Origin of the sequence: Puniceibacterium sp. IMCC21224, assembly GCF_001038505.1 — a bacterium.
In the GTDB taxonomy this organism is placed as follows: domain Bacteria; phylum Pseudomonadota; class Alphaproteobacteria; order Rhodobacterales; family Rhodobacteraceae; genus Puniceibacterium.
Genome location: NZ_LDPY01000004.1, coordinates 112,140 through 130,675 on the forward strand (window position 1 = coordinate 112,140; position 18,536 = coordinate 130,675).

General features: G+C 62.7%; 15 protein-coding genes and 1 pseudogene. 13 read left to right on the forward strand and 3 right to left on the reverse strand.

Annotated elements, in window-relative coordinates; genetic code table 11:
- Positions 1-52: 52 nt before the first annotated feature.
- The 4 genes from IMCC21224_RS23570 to IMCC21224_RS23585 are packed head-to-tail and all read left to right on the forward strand — an operon-like array spanning position 53 to position 4,027.
- Positions 53-1,990: an AMP-binding protein gene (locus IMCC21224_RS23570; protein WP_047998032.1), complete on the forward strand. Its 1,938-nt coding sequence runs from the start codon at positions 53-55 to the stop codon at positions 1,988-1,990.
- Positions 1,987-2,841 carry an SDR family oxidoreductase gene (locus IMCC21224_RS23575; protein ID WP_047998033.1) on the forward strand — a complete coding sequence of 285 codons (855 nt, stop codon included), beginning with the start codon at positions 1,987-1,989 and terminating at the stop codon, positions 2,839-2,841. Before IMCC21224_RS23570 ends, IMCC21224_RS23575 begins: the two co-directional genes overlap by 4 nt.
- Positions 2,825-3,550 carry a helix-turn-helix domain-containing protein gene (locus IMCC21224_RS23580; RefSeq protein ID WP_047998034.1) on the forward strand — a complete coding sequence of 242 codons (726 nt, stop codon included), beginning with the start codon at positions 2,825-2,827 and terminating at the stop codon, positions 3,548-3,550. Before IMCC21224_RS23575 ends, IMCC21224_RS23580 begins: the two co-directional genes overlap by 17 nt.
- A gap of 21 nt (positions 3,551-3,571) precedes the next feature.
- Positions 3,572-4,027: a PaaI family thioesterase gene (locus IMCC21224_RS23585; protein WP_047998035.1), complete on the forward strand. Its 456-nt coding sequence runs from the start codon at positions 3,572-3,574 to the stop codon at positions 4,025-4,027.
- Between the two features lie 27 nt (positions 4,028-4,054).
- Here IMCC21224_RS23585 and IMCC21224_RS28680 read toward each other — a convergent pair whose 3' ends face one another.
- From IMCC21224_RS28680 to IMCC21224_RS23595, 3 genes and pseudogenes are all read right to left on the reverse strand, one after another.
- Complete coding sequence (locus IMCC21224_RS28680) at positions 4,055-4,510, reverse strand: fatty acid--CoA ligase family protein (RefSeq protein ID WP_338031156.1); 456 nt, start codon at positions 4,508-4,510, stop codon at positions 4,055-4,057.
- Between the two features lie 21 nt (positions 4,511-4,531).
- Positions 4,532-5,534 (reverse strand): annotated as a pseudogene (locus tag IMCC21224_RS28685) (class I adenylate-forming enzyme family protein); the annotation flags it as partial.
- 22 nt (positions 5,535-5,556) lie between these two features.
- The gene (locus IMCC21224_RS23595; protein ID WP_047998140.1) at positions 5,557-7,590 is read right to left on the reverse strand and encodes an NADPH-dependent 2,4-dienoyl-CoA reductase; all 2,034 of its coding nucleotides are present in this window, start codon (positions 7,588-7,590) and stop codon (positions 5,557-5,559) included.
- Positions 7,591-7,684: 94 nt separating this feature from the next.
- Between IMCC21224_RS23595 and IMCC21224_RS23600 the strand changes: the two genes are divergently transcribed.
- Genes IMCC21224_RS23600 through IMCC21224_RS23640 form a run of 9 tightly spaced genes read left to right on the forward strand, consistent with a single transcriptional unit; the run spans position 7,685 to position 18,534 of the window.
- Positions 7,685-8,866: an acyl-CoA dehydrogenase family protein gene (locus IMCC21224_RS23600; RefSeq protein ID WP_047998036.1), complete on the forward strand. Its 1,182-nt coding sequence runs from the start codon at positions 7,685-7,687 to the stop codon at positions 8,864-8,866.
- Positions 8,863-9,642 (forward strand): enoyl-CoA hydratase/isomerase family protein, encoded by a 780-nt coding sequence (locus IMCC21224_RS23605; protein ID WP_047998037.1) that lies wholly within the window; start codon positions 8,863-8,865, stop codon positions 9,640-9,642. Before IMCC21224_RS23600 ends, IMCC21224_RS23605 begins: the two co-directional genes overlap by 4 nt.
- A 7-nt stretch (positions 9,643-9,649) precedes the next feature.
- On the forward strand, positions 9,650-10,810 hold the full coding sequence (locus tag IMCC21224_RS23610) for an acyl-CoA dehydrogenase family protein (RefSeq protein WP_047998038.1): 1,161 nt from the start codon (positions 9,650-9,652) through the stop codon (positions 10,808-10,810).
- Positions 10,811-10,836: 26 nt separating this feature from the next.
- Complete coding sequence (locus IMCC21224_RS23615) at positions 10,837-12,228, forward strand: phenylacetate--CoA ligase family protein (RefSeq protein WP_047998039.1); 1,392 nt, start codon at positions 10,837-10,839, stop codon at positions 12,226-12,228.
- A complete protein-coding gene (locus IMCC21224_RS23620) occupies positions 12,225-13,832 on the forward strand; it encodes an acyl-CoA carboxylase subunit beta (RefSeq protein ID WP_047998040.1) in 1,608 nt (535 codons plus the stop codon). Before IMCC21224_RS23615 ends, IMCC21224_RS23620 begins: the two co-directional genes overlap by 4 nt.
- A 10-nt stretch (positions 13,833-13,842) precedes the next feature.
- Positions 13,843-15,852 (forward strand): biotin carboxylase N-terminal domain-containing protein, encoded by a 2,010-nt coding sequence (locus IMCC21224_RS23625; RefSeq protein ID WP_047998041.1) that lies wholly within the window; start codon positions 13,843-13,845, stop codon positions 15,850-15,852.
- A 1-nt stretch (position 15,853) separates the two neighbouring features.
- Positions 15,854-16,813, forward strand: coding sequence for a hydroxymethylglutaryl-CoA lyase (locus IMCC21224_RS23630; RefSeq protein ID WP_047998042.1), 960 nt, complete (start codon positions 15,854-15,856; stop codon positions 16,811-16,813).
- Between the two features lie 12 nt (positions 16,814-16,825).
- A complete protein-coding gene (locus IMCC21224_RS23635) occupies positions 16,826-17,740 on the forward strand; it encodes an SDR family NAD(P)-dependent oxidoreductase (RefSeq protein ID WP_082135449.1) in 915 nt (304 codons plus the stop codon).
- Positions 17,740-18,534 carry a citryl-CoA lyase gene (locus IMCC21224_RS23640; protein WP_047998141.1) on the forward strand — a complete coding sequence of 265 codons (795 nt, stop codon included), beginning with the start codon at positions 17,740-17,742 and terminating at the stop codon, positions 18,532-18,534. The genes IMCC21224_RS23635 and IMCC21224_RS23640 overlap by 1 nt, the downstream gene beginning before the upstream one ends.
- Positions 18,535-18,536: the final 2 nt, after the last annotated feature.

The following is an 18,536-nucleotide window of genomic DNA, read 5'->3' on the forward strand; positions in this document are numbered from 1 at the left end:
CCGACTGGCCGCGCCAAATGCGCGGCCCTTTTTCCTTGTAGAAAGGTGGCGGATGTTTCAGCCAGACTCTGACATTCAGCGATTAAGCACGCTGACCGCTTTTCTGAAAGACTGCGGCATTGACAGTTACGAGGATCTTGTCCGCCGCGCCACTGAGGAGCCGGATTGGTTCTGGGGCCGGATCATTGACCATGCCGGTATACGGTTCGGCAAGCCGCACACGGTGCTGCGGGATATTTCCGATGGGCCTGAATCGATCAGATGGGCTGTCGGAGCCACTCTGAATCTGACGGAAACCTGTCTCGACGCACGAATTCACGAAGGTCTTGGCGAAAAGACTGCGATTGACTGGGTCGGCGAAGACGGAAGCCGCCGCCGATGGACCTATTCCGAACTTTCCGCCGAAGTCGCCCGCGTCGCCTCGGCCCTTGACGCGCGCGGGGTGCAGCCTGGTCAGGCGGTGGGCATCTACATGCCGATGATCCCCGAAATCGAGGCTGCGCTGCTAGGTATTGCCCGGCTGGGCGCGGTCGCGGTGCCGCTGTTTTCCGGCTTTGCGCCGCATGCGATCATATCGCGCCTGAAGGATGCGGGTGCCGTGGCGGTGCTGACGGCGGATGCCTCACCCAGACGCGGCAAGCCGGTCTGGATGGAGGCGGTGCTGGCCGAAGCCCTGACCGAGGTGCCTTCCGTTCATACCGTGTTCAGCCTGCGGCGGTTCGGCGGCGCGGTGGCCGATCCGGCCCGCGATCTCGACTGGACCGAAGCTTTGGGCGCCGCCGACCCGGATTTCGCAGCGGTTGCCGTCAAGGCCGAGGACCCTTTCCTCATCGCCTATACCTCGGGCACGACAGGCCGGCCCAAGGGCGTTGTGCATACCCATCTCGGGGTGCAGGCCAAGGCAACGGCGGATATCCTGCTGTGCCTCGACATGAAACGCGATGACCGCCACCTGTGGATGACCGACATGGGCTGGGTGATGGGGCCGCTCACCCTGCTATCGGTGCTGCTGTCCGGCGCCACGCTGGTGCTGGCCGAGGGCGCGCCCTCTATCCCTGGCGATCCCTTCAGGCTGTTGCGCATTGCGTCCGAGATGCAGGTGACCCACATCGGCGTTGCCCCCACGCTGGTGCGGCAATTCATGACGCAAAGCCCCGAGCCACTTTTGGCCTATGACTTGGCACGCCTGCGCATCGTCGCCTCGACCGGCGAGCCCTGGACGGAAGAGGCCTGGCTCTGGCAACTCGACCATATCTGCCGACGCCGCGCTGTGCCGCTGAACATTTCCGGTGGAACCGAACTGTTCGGCGCGATCCTGACCTCAACTGTGCTGCACGAAATCAAGCAGGGCGGTTTTTCGGCCCAGGCCCTGGGTGTGGGCGCGCGCGTACTGCGCGAGGATGGCCACGAGGCCGCGCCGGGCGAGGTGGGCGAACTGGTCGTGACCCAGCCGCCTCTGGGGCTGACCCCGGCGATCTGGGGCGACCGCGAGCGGTATCTCGAAACCTACTGGTCCACCTATCCCGGCATCTGGCGGCACGGCGACTGGGTGCGCCGCGACCCTGACGGCACCTGGTATATCCTCGGCCGCTCGGACGACACGCTGAACATCGCCGGTAAACGCATCGGCCCGCCCGAGATCGAGGCGGCGCTGACCGGGACCGGCGAGGTGGTGGACGCCGCCGCCATCGCCGCGCCCGACGATATCAAGGGGGTGGCCGTGGTCTGTATTTGCGTCGCGGCGCCGGGGGTGTCGCCCAATGCGACGCTTGTCGAACGGCTCAAGGACCGGGTGGGCGAGGTCGTGTCGAAACCCTTCCGCCCGCGCGAGATCCATTTCGTCGAGGCATTGCCCAAGACCCGCACCATGAAGACGATGCGCCGGATCGTGCGCGCGGCCTTCCTTGGCGAGAATCCGGGCGATCTGTCGTCGATCAGCAACCCGAAAACAATCCAGCCCATTGCAGACCTGCGAAAGGATAAGACATGATCACCGTTTTCGGAGCCACCGGCACCACCGGCGCCCCCCTTGTCGACACGCTTCTGACCAAGGGCGCGACCGTGCGCGCTGTCACCAGCAACCCCGCAAGTCTGGACGCTCTGAAGGCCAAGGGATGCGAGGCCGTCGTCGCGAGTTTCACCGATCCCGCCGCGCTGGCGCGGGCCTGTAACGGGGCAGAAAAGATATACCTGGTCACGCCTGCCCATCTGGACATGCGCCAGTGGAAGGCGAACGTGATCGAGGCCGCCAAGGCCGCGGGCGTGCGCCATGTCGTTCTGGCCACCGGGCTGGGTGCGTCGCCCAAGGCGGGGCTGACTTTTGGAAAGTGGCACTCCGAAACCCAGGAGCTGCTGAAGCAGAGCGGGCTTGACTGGACGTTCGTCCAGCCGACCTATTTCATGCAGAACCTGTTCTGGCAGACCAGCAACATTGGCAAGAACGGGGTGTACCACGATGATCTGGGCGGCCCTGTAGCCTGGATCCACGCCCGCGACATCGCGGATGTCGCCGCCGAGACACTGACCGCCCCGGGATTTGAGGGCAAGGGTCTTGGGCTGACCGGCCCCGAAGCGCTAACCGGCGATGACATCGCAGCCCTTTTGTCCGAAGTGACAGGGCGAAATGTCACCTGTGCCCCCCTGTCGGCCGAGGATGCGAAAGCGGCCATGGTGGCTGGCGGGATGCAGGATGAGGTCGCCGGAGCCATGGTCGAACTGGCCTCCATAGCGCCCAAGGGCTACCTTGCCGGCATCGAGACAACGGTCAGCGACGTGTTGGGCCGCCCGGCCCGTCGATTTACCGATTTCATCGCTGAGAACCGGGATGCGTTCGTCCAGTGACCTGGCGGCGGCGCCGCTTTATCTTGAAATGGCGCCGCCCCTGAACGCAGCGTCCCAGATCAACCATCTTTTTGTGTTCCGCGATATGGGTGTACTGAGCGGACGTGGAAGCGGGCGGTTCGCGACCGACCTCTTTACCCTTTCGATAACGTGCGACGACAGCGGCGGGGCGCGCGGATCGATGGCACCACCGCGCCCGGGTTTCACGCCCCGCCTAATGCCATTCCATGGTGTCGTGGCCGGGCTACGGCTGTCGTCAAGACCGGAGCGTTTGCCCGAGGCCGAGGAACTGAAACCGTTGGCTTCAGCTCTGGCGCGCGTTCAGCAGAGCGACGAGGCGCTGCCGTTGTTGGTCACTATGCTCGACGAACTTGCAAAGTGTCTGCGTTTTGCCGCGTCACCCGGGCTGTGCAGTGCCCGGACGGAACGACGTAAGGTCCGAGAGGAAACCAGCGTGTCACGACGGCGACTCGCTGCCTCACGGCGCTTTCGGAGGTTGCTTGGACAACTCGCGACGCAGACCGTGTCCCTGACAGATCTGGCGCTGGATGCCGGATATTACGATCAACCTCATATGTCCGCCGCCTGCCGTGCCTTTGCAGGAAAACCACCCCGCGCACTTCGCTTACAGGCGGCACAGTGCGGTTTTGGCCGTTCGCTACAAGATGCGCGCCTCAAGGATCGGCTAATCTTGGTCATCAATGAATGAAATTCAGGAGGGCAGCACGCCATGACGCCATTCGAACCGAAAAATCCTGCCTATGACGCACGCGTACGCGACAGTTTCAATCGACAGAATGTGATGCGCACGCTTGGGATCAGGATTGCCGATCTTACCCCCGGACATATCGTCCTAGAGATGGCCCACAGTGCTGATTTCACCCAACAGCATGGGTTTCTGCATGCCGGAGTCGTTTCGACCGCGCTCGACAGTGCGTGCGGCTATGCCGGTTTTTCGCTGATGCCCGCCGATGCCGCGGTGTTGACGGTGGAATTCAAGATCAACCTGCTCAACCCGGCGGACGGCGAACGGTTTCGCTTCGTTGCCGACGTGGTGAAACCGGGAAGGAACCTGACCATCTGCGAGGCACGCGCCTATGCCACCAAGGGAGGACAGGAAAAGCTGGTCGCGACGATGACCGCGACGCTGATGGCGCTGGTGGGGCGGACGGGCGTGGCGGGGTGACGACCGGGGCCGGGCACCGGGCGAGGGTCAGACCTTCAACCGGGCTTCGAGGACATGCCGCTGGACCTTTCCGCTGGTCGATCTGGGGAAATCGTCGAATGCGATGAAATGCAGCTCGCGCGGGCGTTTGTAGCCTGCCAGACTTTCGCGGCACAAATTCATCAGCGCATCCGCATCCGGTCGGTCATTGCCGCAGGCGACAAAGGCCACCGGGGCTTCGCCCCATTTCGCGTCGAACGCCCGCACCACCGCCGCTTCGACAACAGACGGATGCGCCAGAAGCACGCGCTCGATTTCCGCCGGATAGACGTTCTCGCCGCCGGTCTTGATCAGGTATTTAACCCTGTCCACAAAGTCGATCGTGCCATCGGGATTGCGCCGGAACAGATCGCCCATGTGGAAGAACCCGTTGCGAAAGTCTCGGGCATTGGTGGCGTTGGCGTTCCAGTAGCCAGAGAACAGCGTCGGGCCGCGCATCGCCATTTCACCGGGCGTTCCGTCGGGAACGTCGCGGTCTTCAGGGTCAACCAGCCGGACCTCGCAGAATGCGCTGATCCGTTTGGACAGTTTTTCGGGTATGACACCGGGCGCGATCAGACCCGCGGTGCCAGGCGGCAAGCCGGTTTCGGTCGCCCCGAAGGAATTCAGGAAGGGCGTGTCCAGAAGGCTGGTCAACTCCGCGATCTGATGTGGAGGCACCAGATCAGCCATCGCGCCGCAGACCTTGATCCCTTTCACCGGCAGCGGGTTGGCGCGCCGCTCGGCGATGAAGGCATCCAACGCGCCCGGCATCATCACGAACCAGCCGATCCTGTGGCGTGACAGCGCCTCATTGATGACGGCAGGTTGCAACCCGTCCACCATCACCACCGTGCCGCCGCGCAAGATCGTCGCCAGCGCATGATCGGTGGACGCCATGTGAAACATGGGCGCCCAGGCGATGAAGCCGTCGCCGGGATCGAGCGCCAGTTGCGCCGCGAAGACCATGGATCTAGCGATATGGGCGCGGTGGCTGATCAGCGCCCCCTTGGGTCGGCCTGTCGTCCCCGATGTGTAAAGGATCGTCAGCCCGGCCTCGGGATCCTCCACCAGGGTTCCGGTGCGCGGATCTGGTTTGGCCCCAGCGATGGCCGCGTCCAGATCCGGCCCGATCTCCATGCATCGGGTAGCGGAGACCGCATGATACGCGCCGCGCAGGCCGGGTTCGACCAGCGCCAGAACCGGCTCGACCAGGTCGATGCAATGCCGCAGTTCATCCGGCGCAAGCGGCCAGTTCGGTTTCAAGATATTCCGCCCGGTTGTGGGACAGGATCGCGATCCTGTCTCCGGGCGTGACGCCTCTCGCCAGAAAGACGGCGGCCAGACGATCAACCCGCTCCAGCAACTCGGCGTAGGTCTGCCGTTTGCGACCGTCCTCGACGGCAAGAACCCTGGCACTGTCCTGCGCGCGGCTTCGAAAGATCGAGTACAGATCGGTGCGTCCTGCGCGAAAAACCTCTGGCTGCATCGCATCCTCCCCTCATGCCAATTCAAAGACCCTGCGCCAAACGCACCCCTTCATCAATGGCGCGCAGCGCGTCAAGCTCCGCCGCCTCTTTTGCCCCGCCGATCATCGTGACGGTGACTCCGCGCCCGGCGAGGGCCTCGGCCAGCGCCCGCTCTGGCTCCTGCCCGGTGCACAGCACGATCGTATCGGCGGCGATGACCTTTGGCTTTCCGTCCATGAGGATATGCAGCCCCGCGTCGTCGATACGGTCATAGACCACGCCGCCCATGGCCTCGACCCCGTGTTTGCGCAGCGCGTTGCGCAGGATCCAGCCCGTGGAGACGCCAAGCCCTGCCCCCGGTTTCGAGGTTTTTCGCTGAAGCATGACCACCTTGCGACGCGAAGGTTTCGGTGCCAGCGGATCGCCCGCAAGACCGCCCGACGCGGCGAATGTCGGGTCTACGCCCCATGTCTCGCAGAATGCGTTGGTGCTGTGGACCTCTGCCGATCCGGTCACGAGGAATTCGGCCACGTCATGGCCGATGCCGCCTGCCCCCATCACCACGACGTTGTCACCCGCAGCACGTTCGCCGGACAGGATCTCGGCATAGGTGGCAACGCTCGGATGGTCCACGCCCGGCAGATCGGGAATGCGCGGCGTGACCCCTGTGGCGATCACTACATGGTCGAAACCGGTCAGATCATCCAGACCGGCCCGCTGCCCCAGGCGCAGCGTGACGCCGTGTTTGTGCATCTGGCCGGAATAATAGCGCAGGGTTTCGTCGAACTCGTCCTTGCCCGGCGCCGCACGCGCCAGGTTCAATTGGCCGCCCAGCCTGTCATGGGCTTCGAACAAGGTGACGACATGGCCCAGCCGTGCCGCCTCGGCCGCCGTGGCCATGCCCGCGGCGCCGCCGCCGACAACCGCCACCTTCCGGGGTGAATCTGTCGGCGTGTCCCGGAATTCGGTTTCGCGGCCTGCCCGAGGGTTGACCAGACAGCTCACCGGCCGGTCGGAAAAGATAAAATCCAGACAGGCTTGGTTGCAGGCGATGCAGGTGTTGATCTCGTCCGCGCGGCCCTCGCGCACCTTCTTGACGAAATGCGGGTCGGCCAGAAAGGGCCGGGCCATCGAGATCATGTCTGCCTCGCCAGAGGCAAGGATGTCCTCGGCCATTGCGGGCGTGTTGATCCGGTTCGAGGCGACCACAGGAATGGACACTGCGGCCTTCACATTGGCCGCCGCCTGCCGCCAGGCACCTCGCGGAACCGGATAAGCAATCGTCGGCACGCGCGCTTCGTGCCAACCGATGCCGGTGTTCAGAATATCCGCCCCCGCCGCCTCGATCTTGCGCGCCAGTGCCGCAATTTCATCGGCGGGCGCGCCGCCCTCGACCAGATCAGCCGCCGAAATTCGGTAGATGACAAGGAAATCCGGCCCGCATTGGTCTCGCACGGCGCGCACGATCTCGACCGGAAAGCGATGTCGGTTCTCGGCGCTGCCGCCCCAGTCGTCTTCACGCTTGTTGGTATGCGTGACAGTGAATTCATTGATGAGGTATCCTTCGGAACCCATGATCTCGACGCCATCGAACCCCGCGGCCTGGGCGTTGGCTGCGGCTTTGGCGAAATCCGCAATGGTGCGGCGAATATCGGCGTCGGTCATCTCACGCGGGATGAAACGGTTGATCGGCGCGCGAATCGGTGATGGCGCCACGCAGCCCTCGATCTTTGCGTAGCGTCCGGCATGAAGCAACTGCGCGCAGAACAGGCTGCCTTCGGCTTGTACCGCCTCGCAGATCGGACGCAGGTGCATGGCCTCGTCCGGGTCGTCGATTCGCGGACCTTCCGGATCGAACAGCCCCTCGGCATTGGGAGAAAACCCTCCGGTGACCAGAATCGCCGCCTCCCCCCGGGCCCGTTCAGCGTAGAACGCGATCTGTTTGGAAATGCCATCGGGCTCGGTTTCCAGCCGTGTGTGCATCGACCCCATGATGATCCGGTTTCGCACCATGTGTGTGCCTGCGCGGATGGGCGAAAGCAGGTTTCCGAAGCTTTCCCTTTGCGTGTTTCCCATTGTGAACATCCTCCTCAAATCTTTGCTTGAACTATATTCTAACATTCGTTAGATTTTTGGGAAGAGTATATTTCGGTCACGGGGAGGAGCGCCGATGCAATTCCAGCCAACAGAGGATCAAAAGGCGTTTCGCGAAACCGCCAAGAGATTCGCCACTGAAAAACTGGCGCCCAGCTATCAGGAGCGCGCAAGCGGCCACACGTTTGACCGAGCGCTGATCCGCGACATGGGCGCGCTTGGACTAATTGGTGCCGATCTGCCGGAGGAATTCGGCGGACTTGGCGAAAGTTCGGTTACTTCCGGGCTGATCGTCGAGGAAATCGCCTATGCCGATTTCAACGCAAGCTATGTTCAGCTCCTCGGCTCTCTCATGGGGGGGATGGTGGCCAAGCATGCTTCCCAGGAGATCGCTTCGGAATGGGTGCCCAAGGTAGTCTCGGGGGAGGCCGTCATTGGCTTGGGCCTGACCGAACCGCGCGGCGGTTCGGACGCGGCGAACCTGATCCTCAAGGCCACGAAGTCCGGCAACGGCTGGCGGCTGAACGGCGAGAAGACCTCGATGAGCTTTGCATCCCAAGCCGATGCGGCGGTAGTCTTTGCGCGTACCGGCGATCCGGACGGCGGCTCACGCGGGGTCAGCGCGTTTTTTGTCGATCTGAACCAGGAGGGCATCAAGCGTACCCATTTCGACGACATCGGCACCAAGCCGGTCGGACGCGGATCAGTGTTTTTCGACGATGTGTTTGTGCCGGCCGAAAGCATGATGGCCGAACAGGACCGCGCTTTCGGCACGATCATGGCGGGGTTCGACTATTCCCGCGCGCTGATAGGACTGGAATGCCTGGGCGCGGCACAGGCATCGGTGGACGAAACCTGGGCCTATGTCCGGGAACGCGAGGCGTTCGGCGCCCCCATCGTGCAATATCAGGGCGTCAGCTTCCCGCTGGCAGAGGCCGAGACGCAACTTACCATGATGCGGCAGCTTTGCTACTACACACTAGACCTGCGCGACCGGGGCCTGCCCCATACCTCCGAGGCGGCGATGTGCAAGTGGTATCTGCCCAAGACCGCCTGCGAGATCATTCACCAGTGTCTGATCCTGCACGGGCATTACGGATACACCACCGACCTGCCCCATCATCAGCGTTACAACGACGTGCTCGGTCTGCAGATTGGCGACGGCACCGCGCAGATCCAGAAGCTGGTGATTGCCCGCGAGAAGGTCGGGCGGCTGGCGCTGCAGTATGACAAGAAGGCGAAGGGAGTAGCGAAATGAGCGCTCCCGTCGCCGTAACCATCGAAGGTAGCGTCGGCATCATCGAGCTGGCTCGACCAGAGAAGTTCAATTGCTTGTCGCTCAAGGTGCATGAATGCATTTCGAACGCGCGCGCCAGGTTCGAGGCCGAACGGAATGTTCGGTCGATCCTGATCCGGGCACAGGGCAAACATTTTTGCACCGGAGCCGATCTGACTGAGGTGAAGGGCAAACTGAACGATCCCGCCGCGCTGGACCATTTCATCGCCTTTGGCATGAACAACCTGCGCGCACTCGAATCCTCCTCCCTCCCTGTCGTAGTGGCAGTGCAGGGCTTGTGTTTGGCCGGCGGGGTCGAACTAATGCTAGCATGTGACGTGTGTTTCGGAGCCGAAACGGCGCAGTTCGGCGATCAGCATGCGCAATTTGGTCTGATACCCGGTTGGGGCGGTTCGCAGCGGCTGACGCGGCTGATGGGACAACGCCGGGCGCTTGACTTGATGTTTTCGGCTCGCTGGCTGAAGGCCGAGGAGGCCAAAGAGGCGGGTTTGGTCAATTACATCGTGCCGGAAGCGGATCTGCACAAGTCCGCGCTGGAATACTGCCAAAAGATCGCGACCCGGTCGCGTCCCGGTATCGCCGAGATGAAGCGGCTGGCACGGGAAGGTGCGGACCTGGGCATCGACCAGCAAATGCGGCTGGAGCGTGACGCCGCCGTGCGCGCGCTGCCCAGTGATGACGTGGCCGAGGGGCTCGACGCATTCGAGAACCGGCGCGCCCCCGAATTCAAGACTTGAGGAAAACATGGAATTCACTTTGAACGACGAACAACGCCAGATCTACGAATACGGCGGTCAGTTGGCGCAAGAATTCGACAACGATTATTGGCTGCGGCATGCCCGGAAACATGAATTTCCCAGGGACATGTTCCAAAAGATTGCCGATGACGGCTTTCTGGGCATCATGGTTCCCGAAGAATACGGCGGTGCCGGGCTTGGCATGACCGAGATGGCCCTGTTCATGGAAGGCACGGCCAATCACGGCATTCCGCTGCTGATGATGGTGGTCGGCCCGACCATGTCGCTGGCCCATATCGCCAGCCACGGCACCGAGTTCCACAAGAAAGAGCTGCTTCCAGCCGCCTGCCGGGGCGAAATCCAGTTCTGTTTCGCGATCACCGAACCGGGGGCCGGGTCGAACACGATGAAGTCCACCACGCTGGCCAAGCGCCGGGGCAACCGGTTCAGCCTGACGGGGGAAAAGACCTTCATCACCGGGGCCGATGTGTCCGACTATTGCCTGGTTGTGGCGCGGACCAAGCCGCACACCGAGGTCAGCCGCAAGACCGACGGGTTCACCCTTTTTGCCGTGGACCTGAAAAAGAAGGGCGTCGCGCAACAACGGGTGAAGATCTCGATCCCCTTGCCCGAAGAACAGTGGACCCTGTTTTTCGACGAGGTGGATCTGGGTCCCGAGGACGTGGTCGGCGAAGTGGACGAAGGGTTTTCCATCCTGTTCGACAGCCTCAACCCCGAGCGCATCATCCTGGCCGCACTATGCTGCGGCATCGGCCGCTTCGCCCTGAACAAAGGTGTGGCCTATGCGTCCGAACGCAATGTCTTCGGTCAACCCATCGGGGCGCACCAGGGTGTGCAGCACCCGATGGCCAAGGCCTACACCGCCATTGAAATGGCCAGCCTGATGACCCGTCGCGCAGCGTGGGAGTTCGACAACAAGCTGCCCGCGGGGGCCTCGTCGAACATGGCCAAATACTTCGCCGCCGAAGCCGGGATCGAAGCGGTGGACGCCGCACTGCAGGCGCATGGCGGATCGGGTTTCACCGAGGATACCGGACTCTACGAGATGTATCCGCTGGTGCGCCTGTTGCGTACGGCACCCGTGAACCGCGAGCTGTGCCTCAGCTTCATCGGCGAAAAGGTCATGGGTCTGCCGCGGTCCTATTGATCGCCCGGCCGGGAATGGAGGATAATATGCAATATGGAATGCGCTTCCGGCGGGAGGATGCCGCCGACAAGGTAAACGATCACTTCTGGCACCCAGTCGAGGGCACGCCGCTCGAGGAGGTGCGCCGCATTCAGGAAGAGCGGCTGCGCGATCAAATGGCCTATCTCAAGGCGAACTCGACCTTCTATCAGGAGAAGTTCGCCGAGGCCGGTGTGGAATTCGGCGATATCCGCACCATCGAAGACCTGCAAAAGCTGCCCTACACATACAAGACCGAGATTCGCGAAAGCCTCGCGGCAGAGCCGCCCTTCGGCAAGCACCGCGCCGCGCCGATGGCCGACATCATCCAGATGCAGGCCTCGTCGGGGACAACCGGCAGCCCCGCATATGTGGCCCTGACCGAATCCGACGCCGAGATGTGGCACGAGATGACGGCGCGCTGTTTCTTTGCCAACGGCGTGCGGCCCGGCGACATGGTGCTGCATGCGTTTTCGCTGGCCAAGGGCTTTGTCGGCGGCATCCCGGTGATGCAGGGACTGCAATACATGGGTGCGATCGACGTGCCGGTGGGGGCTGATGGCGGCGCGGAAAGGTTGCTGCGCGCTTGTGCGGACACGCGCCCGCGCTGTATCGTCGGCGCACCTAACTTCGTTCTGCATCTGGCCGAAAAGGCTCCGGAAGTGCTTGGCTGCAAGGCCAGCGAGCTGGGCGTCGAGCGGGTGATCGTGGGCGGCGAACCGGGCGGCGGCATCCCGGCGATCCGCGCCAAGATCGAAGCGGCCTGGGGTGCCAAATGCACCGAGATGCTGGGGGGCACCGATCTGGGCGTGACCTATTGGGCCGAATGCGACGCGCAATCGGGCATGCATATGGTCAACATGGACTACATCATCACCGAACTGCTCAATCCCGAAAGTGGCGAGATCATTCCTTGGAAAAAAGGCGCCGAGGGCGAGATGATCTATACCGCGATCGGCCGGCGGGCAAGCCCGCTGGTGCGGTTCCGGTCGGGCGATTATATTGAGGTCATCGACACCGAGTGCTCCTGCGGCCGCACCGGCCCCAAGATCCGTTGCACCGGTCGGACCGACGACATGCTGATTGTGCGCGGGGCCAATGTGTTTCCTTCGGCGATCAACAGCGTGATCACAGAAATGGTGCCCGAAACCAATGGTGTCATGCGGATCGTGGCAGATTTCGAAGGCCACACTACTCAGGGCGCGCTGAAAGTGATCGTCGAACGCGGTCCCGGTCGCGATCCATCTGATGACAACGCCCTCAAGAATAAGATTGAGCAGCGCTTGCGCGATGCCCTCGTTTTCAGGGCCGACATTCGCCTGGTCGCGCCGGATACGTTTGAAAAACCCGGCGCAGCTAAGGTCGCCTTTGTCCTCAGAAAGTACCCGGACCTGCCATGACGAAAATGAAATCCCTTCTCGACACCGGGTCCGACGACTTCCGGAAAAACGATGCGCTTTACCGGGAAAAGGTCGGCGAACTGCATGCGCTTCGGCTGCTACAACGCGTCGGCGGCCCGGAAAATGCGCGGGAACGGCATGTCAGCAAAGGCAAGATCCTGCCGCGCGAACGGGTCGAGCGGCTGATCGATCCGGGAACGCCCTTTCTCGAAATCGGAGAACTCGCCGGGCTGAACAAATATGAAGGCGTGCCACCCGGTGCAGGGATCATCACCGGCATCGGCGTGATCGAGGGACGTCAGTGCATGATAATCGCCAATGACGCTACCGTGAAGGGCGGCACCTATTTCGGCATGACCTGCCGCAAACACGTCCGGGCGCAGAAAATCGCCTGGAAAAACCGTCTTCCGGTGATCACCCTGGTCGATTCCGGCGGGGCGTTTCTGCCGGAGCAGGCGAGTATCTTTCCCGATGAGGGGCAGTTCGGCTCAATCTTCCATCAACAGATCGGCATGTCGGGCGATGGCGTACCGCAGATCGCCGTGGTCATGGGGCCCTGCACCGCGGGCGGCGCCTATATCCCGGCGCTTTGCGACGAGGTGGTGATCGTGCGCGGTCAGGGCTTCATGTATCTGGGCGGGCCAGAATTGACCTTTGCTGCGACCGGCGAAAAGGTCGATGCCGAAACGCTGGGCGGCGGCAAGATGCATTCGTCCGTTTCCGGCGTGACAGACCATCTTGCCGAGGATGACGCGCACGCGCTGGCCATCACCCGCGAAATCGTCAGCCACCTGGGCGAAAAACCGCAGCCGCGCAAGACGCCGACGTCGCCGCGCCCCCCCGCCTATCCGGTCGAGGAGATCTATGGCGTCGTCAGCCGAGACCCAAGGGTGCCGACCGACAACCGCGAGATTGTTGCGCGCCTTGTCGATGACAGCGATTTTCACGAGTTCAAGCCACTTTTCGGCGACACCCTCATGACCGGCTGGGGCCGAATCCATGGCCACGAGGTCGGCATCCTGGCCAACACCGGCGTGCTCTTTGTCGAGGCCGCGCTGAAGGCTACGCATTTCATCAATCTCTGCGTCCAGCGCGATATCCCGCTGCTGTTCCTCGCGGATGTGAACGGCTTCATGGTCGGCCGCGACGTCGAGCAGATGGGCATTGCCAAGGCGGGCGCCAAGATGATCACCGCCATGTCTTCGGCGCGGGTGCCGAAGTTCACCATCATCACCGGCGGCTCTTACGGGGCGGGTTACCTGGCCATGCTTGGCCGCCCGTTCCAGCCGGACGCGATGTTCGCCTGGCCCACGGGCCGGTCCGCGATCATGGGGCCGGAACAGGCCGCCAGCGTGCTAGCGCAGGTGCGCGCCCAGATCAACGAACGCCAAGGCAAGAAATGGACACCCGAGGAGGAGGAAACCTTCAAGGCACCAATCCGCAAGGAATACGAAGATTTCCAGGGGGCCTACAATTTCGCCTCCAACCTCTGGATCGACAGCGTGATCGAGCCTGCCGAGACCCGGGACGTCATGGCGCTGATGCTGGACATCGCTTCGCGCAGGCCCAAGGTCGAAACGCATTTCGGCGTGTTCAGGATGTGAGGCGCAAACCATGAAAATCAAAACGCTTCTTATCGCCAATCGCGGCGAAATCGCCTGCCGAATCGCACGCACCGCGCGGGCCAGCGGCATCACCCCTGTTGGCGTGCATTCGCAGGCCGACGCCAACGCCCTTCACGTCCGTGAGATCGGCAAATCTGTCTGCATCGGTGCCGGTCCCGCATCCGAGAGCTATCTGAAGATCGACGCAGTCATCGCCGCCGCCAGATCCGTCGGCGCCGATGCGATCCATCCCGGTTACGGCTTTCTGGCAGAGAACGCAGATTTCGCCCGCGCGGTCGAAGCCGCAGGCATGATCTTCATGGGGCCGACACCGGAAACGCTGGAACGCTTCGGCGACAAGGCCAGCGCCAAGGACGCGGCGGTTGCTGCCGGCATTCCGGTTGTCTCGGGCGCCCAGGGCGCGCGCTCCAACCCGCAGGAAATCGCACAGGAAGTGCGCAAGATGGGCCTACCGGTGCTGCTCAAGGCGGTCGGCGGCGGCGGCGGGCGCGGGCAGCGGCTCGTGACGGTTGAAGCCACGCTTGTGGAGGACATCGAGGGCGCGCTGCGCGAAGCAAAGTCCACCTTTGGCTCCGAGGGCCTTCTGCTGGAACGCTTCCTGCCCGAGGCACGCCATGTCGAGGTGCAGATCGCGGGCGACGGCAAGGGCCATGTGCTGCACCTGTTCGAGCGCGACTGCACGCTTCAGCGCCGCCACCAGAAGGTCATCGAAGAGGCCCCGGCTTGGGGCTTGCCTCGCGCGCTTCTTGACGAGATCGCGCATGACGCGGTGCGCCTGGGCGAAACGCTCAATTATCGCGGCCTGGGCACGGTCGAATTTCTGGTCGCGGGGGACGAGTATTTCTTTCTGGAGGTGAACCCGCGCATCCAGGTGGAACACCCCGTCACAGAGGCGATCACCGGGCTGGACCTGGTCGCGTTGCACCTGCGCATTGCGGAGGGCGCGGGCTTGGGGCTTGTTCAGGAGGATCTGCGGATCAACGGCCACGCCGTCGAGGCGCGGCTTTATGCCGAAGACCCGGCCATGCAATTCGCCCCCTCGACGGGCACGCTGACCACGCTCAGCCTGCCCGGCGGCCTGCGGATCGACAGCGGTGTCGAAGAAGGCGACGCGGTGACGCCCTATTACGACCCGATGATCGCTAAGCTGATCGTTCACGCGCCCGACCGGGAAACCGCCTTGGCGCGGCTGGCGACGGCGCTGGACCATATCGCGGTGGAGGGTGTGGAAACTAACCGTGCCTTTCTGACGGCGCTAGCGCGAAACCCCGAATTCGGGCAGATGCAGGTTCATACGCGCTGGATCGACGGCCAGCTTGACGCGCTGACACAGCCGCCCCCCCTTACCCGCCCCGAGCGGTGGAAGGCGGCAGCCGCGATTCTGTTCGTGGCAACGTCGCGCCGCGATGCGGACGTGGATCCCTGGAGCAACCGCGATACCTTCACCGGCTGGCGGCTTGGCCTGGGTGGAGATGCGGTTGAGGCGGGACAGCGCGTGACGCTCACCGATTCCGCCGGTGCATCGGAGGAATTGCGCGTCGGCCCTGTCAAACCGGGTGACAAATACACCGTTATTTCGGAAAACGGCGATGCTACCATGTTGACCGCGCGTGAAATCACGCCGGGTCGATGGCGCCTGAGCGAGGGCGATACCGTCCTTTTGATCGACGCGCGGCTCCACGCCGGGGTGATTGAGATGGACACGCCCGAAGGTCGGCTGATCTTTCGCCCGGCCACGCCGCTGACCTTTGCCGGCGGCGATGCGGCAGCGGATCGCGCCGTGGTCTCGCCGCTAACCGGCATGATCGTCGAGATCAAGGTGACCGACGGTCAACCCGTCGCCGCAGGCGACGTGATCGCGGTCATGGAATCAATGAAACTTGAAATCTCGATCCGCGCTGCCGCAGCCGGTACCGCCAGCAAGATATCCGTCTCGAATGGTGACATGGTCAATCGCGGCCAGGTCATCGCCGAGATACTGCCATCCGAGGAGCTATGAGATGAGCGACTTTCCCAAATTCGTCGAATTTCGTGAGGAAGGCCCGCGCGAGGGCTTTCAGATCGAAAAGAAGATCTATCCGATCGAACAGCGGATCGAACTGATCGATATGCTCAGCGACACCGGTCTGAAGCGCATTCAGGTCGGCAGCTTTGTCAGCCCGAAATACGTGCCGCAGATGGCGGACACCGGGGAGTTGTTCCAGCGTATCAAGCGCAAGCCGGGCGTGAATTACACGTCACTATGGCTGAACGACAAAGGGTTTCGCAAGGCCCTGACGGCGCATGAGGTCGATATCGACCCGCGCCTGCTGTTATATCCTTCCGAGGCGTTTGCCCAATCGAACAACAATTGTTCCTCCGCGGAAATGCGGGAAAAACAACGCGACTGGGTTCGCCTTTACAAGGAAGAGGGATATACGATCGACGCGGCCTATGTGATGACGGCCTTCGGCTGCAACCTCGAAGGCCCCATCCCGCAAGAGCGCATCTTGGACGATTTCCGCTTCGTTCTTCAGCTGTGCGAAGAAGAGGACATCCCCGTACCGATCCTTGTGATCGCCGATACAATGGGCTGGGGCAACCCCGAGGCTGTCAAACGAATGATCGGCGCGCTGCGGGAACTGGCACCCAGTGCCCGCATCGGGATGCATATTCATGACACGCGCGGGCTTGGCATCGCCAATCTCCATGCCGCCCTGTCGATGGGCGTGGACATGTTCGAAAGTTCGGTCGCCGGTCTTGGCGGCTGTCCTTTCGCGGGCCACGGCCACGCCCGCGCCGCAGGAAATGTCTGCACTGAGGATGCGGTGTTCCTGTGCCACGAGCTTGGCATCGAAACCGGCATTGATCTGGACAAGCTGATCGCAGCGGCGGTCAAGGCGGAAGAGATCATCGGCGTGCCTCTCATGGGCCGGGTCATGCATACCGGCGGGCTCGACAAGTACCGCAAGGCAAACTGAGGAGGGATGAAGATGGCGAAGGCGCTTGACGGAAAAGTGGTTCTGGTCACCGGCGCGGGTGGCGGTATCGGCCGCGATATCGCGCTGATGGCGGCGTCCGAAGGGGCGGCGGTGGTAGTCAATGATCTGGGGGCGTCCCTGAAAGGCACCGGCCAGACCGAAAGCGCCGCTCAGGCCGTCGTCGCAGAGATCAAAGCCGCCGGAGGTGATGCGATCGCCGATGGCGGTTCGGTCACCGACCCCGAGGCCGCGCGTGCGATGATCGAGGCCGGTGTCAAGGAATTCGGTCGCATTGACGCGGTGGTCAACAACGCAGGCATCCTGCGCGACGGGTTTTTCCACAAGATGACATACGAGGATTTCGATGCGGTGGTGAAGGTCCATCTTTATGGTGCCTTCAATACCAGCCGCGCTGCCGCCGATTATTTCCGCGAACAGGAAGGCGGCGCTCTGGTTCACATGACCTCGACCTCGGGTCTGATCGGCAATCTGGCGCAGGCCAATTATGCGTCTGCCAAATTGGGCATCGCCGCCTTGTCGAAATCGATTGCGCTCGACCTGAAGCGGTGGAACGTGCGGTCGAACTGCATCGCGCCCTTCGCCTGGAGCCGGATGATCTCGTCTATCAAGACAGACACCCCGGAACAGGTGGCGCGGGTCGAGAAGATCAAGCAGATGACCCCTGCAAAAGTTGCGCCGATGGCCTGTTTCCTGATGAGCGACCGCGCGGCTGACGTGTCCGGACAAGTCTTTGCGGTTCGCAAGAACGAGATCTTCCTGTTCAACCAGCCCCGCCCGGTGCGGTCGGTTCATTCCGGCGAGGGCTGGACAGCGGATGAAATCGCCGAGCGCGCCATGCCCACGCTCAGATCGCAGTTCACACCGCTCGAAGTGTCGGCGGACGTCTTTTCGTGGGATCCGGTCTGATGGGAAAACGCAAGGAAAAGATTAGCTCGAACATCGCCTGGAGCACGCCGGACAAGATCTGCGTGCGGGGCCTTGATCTGCCGAACGAGATTCTGGGCCACATGAACCTAGGCGATCTCGCCTTTCTGCAACTGACGGGCCGCAAGGCCACGCCAGAGGAAAGCCGGGTCTTCAACGCCATCATCATCACCCTGGTGGAGCATGGCATCACGCCCTCGGCGCTGGCCGCGCGCATGACTTATATGGGCGCACCGGAATCGCTTCAGGCGGCGGTGGCGGCGGGACTGTGCGGGCTGGGCACGGTTTTTGTCGGCTCGATGGAGGGCGCCTCAAAAATGCTCTACGAGGCGCTGCCGCAGGACAGGCGCGGCACCGGCGCCGATCTGGATGCCATAGCGCTGGAAACGGTTGAGAAGTTCCACGCCCGCAAGGCCATCGTGCCGGGGCTGGGCCACCCGGTTCACAAGCCGGTCGATCCGCGCACACCGCGCCTGTTCCAGATCGCAGCCGAGAACGGCAAATCCGGTCAATACATCGAGTTGATCCAGAAAATTCAGGGCGTGGCCGAGGCGAGATCGGGCAAGATGCTGCCGATCAACGCTACCGGTGCCATCGGCGCGATCTGCTGCGAATTCGGCTTTCCGTGGAAGATCGTGCGCGGCTTTGGGGTGATGGCGCGGGCCATCGGGCTGGTCGGCCATATCCTTGAGGAAAGCGAAAACCCAATTTCCTATGAGCTGTGGCAGCGTGCCGAGCAGGAAATCCTTGAAACCTCGGGACCGGGAGCGAAATAAAC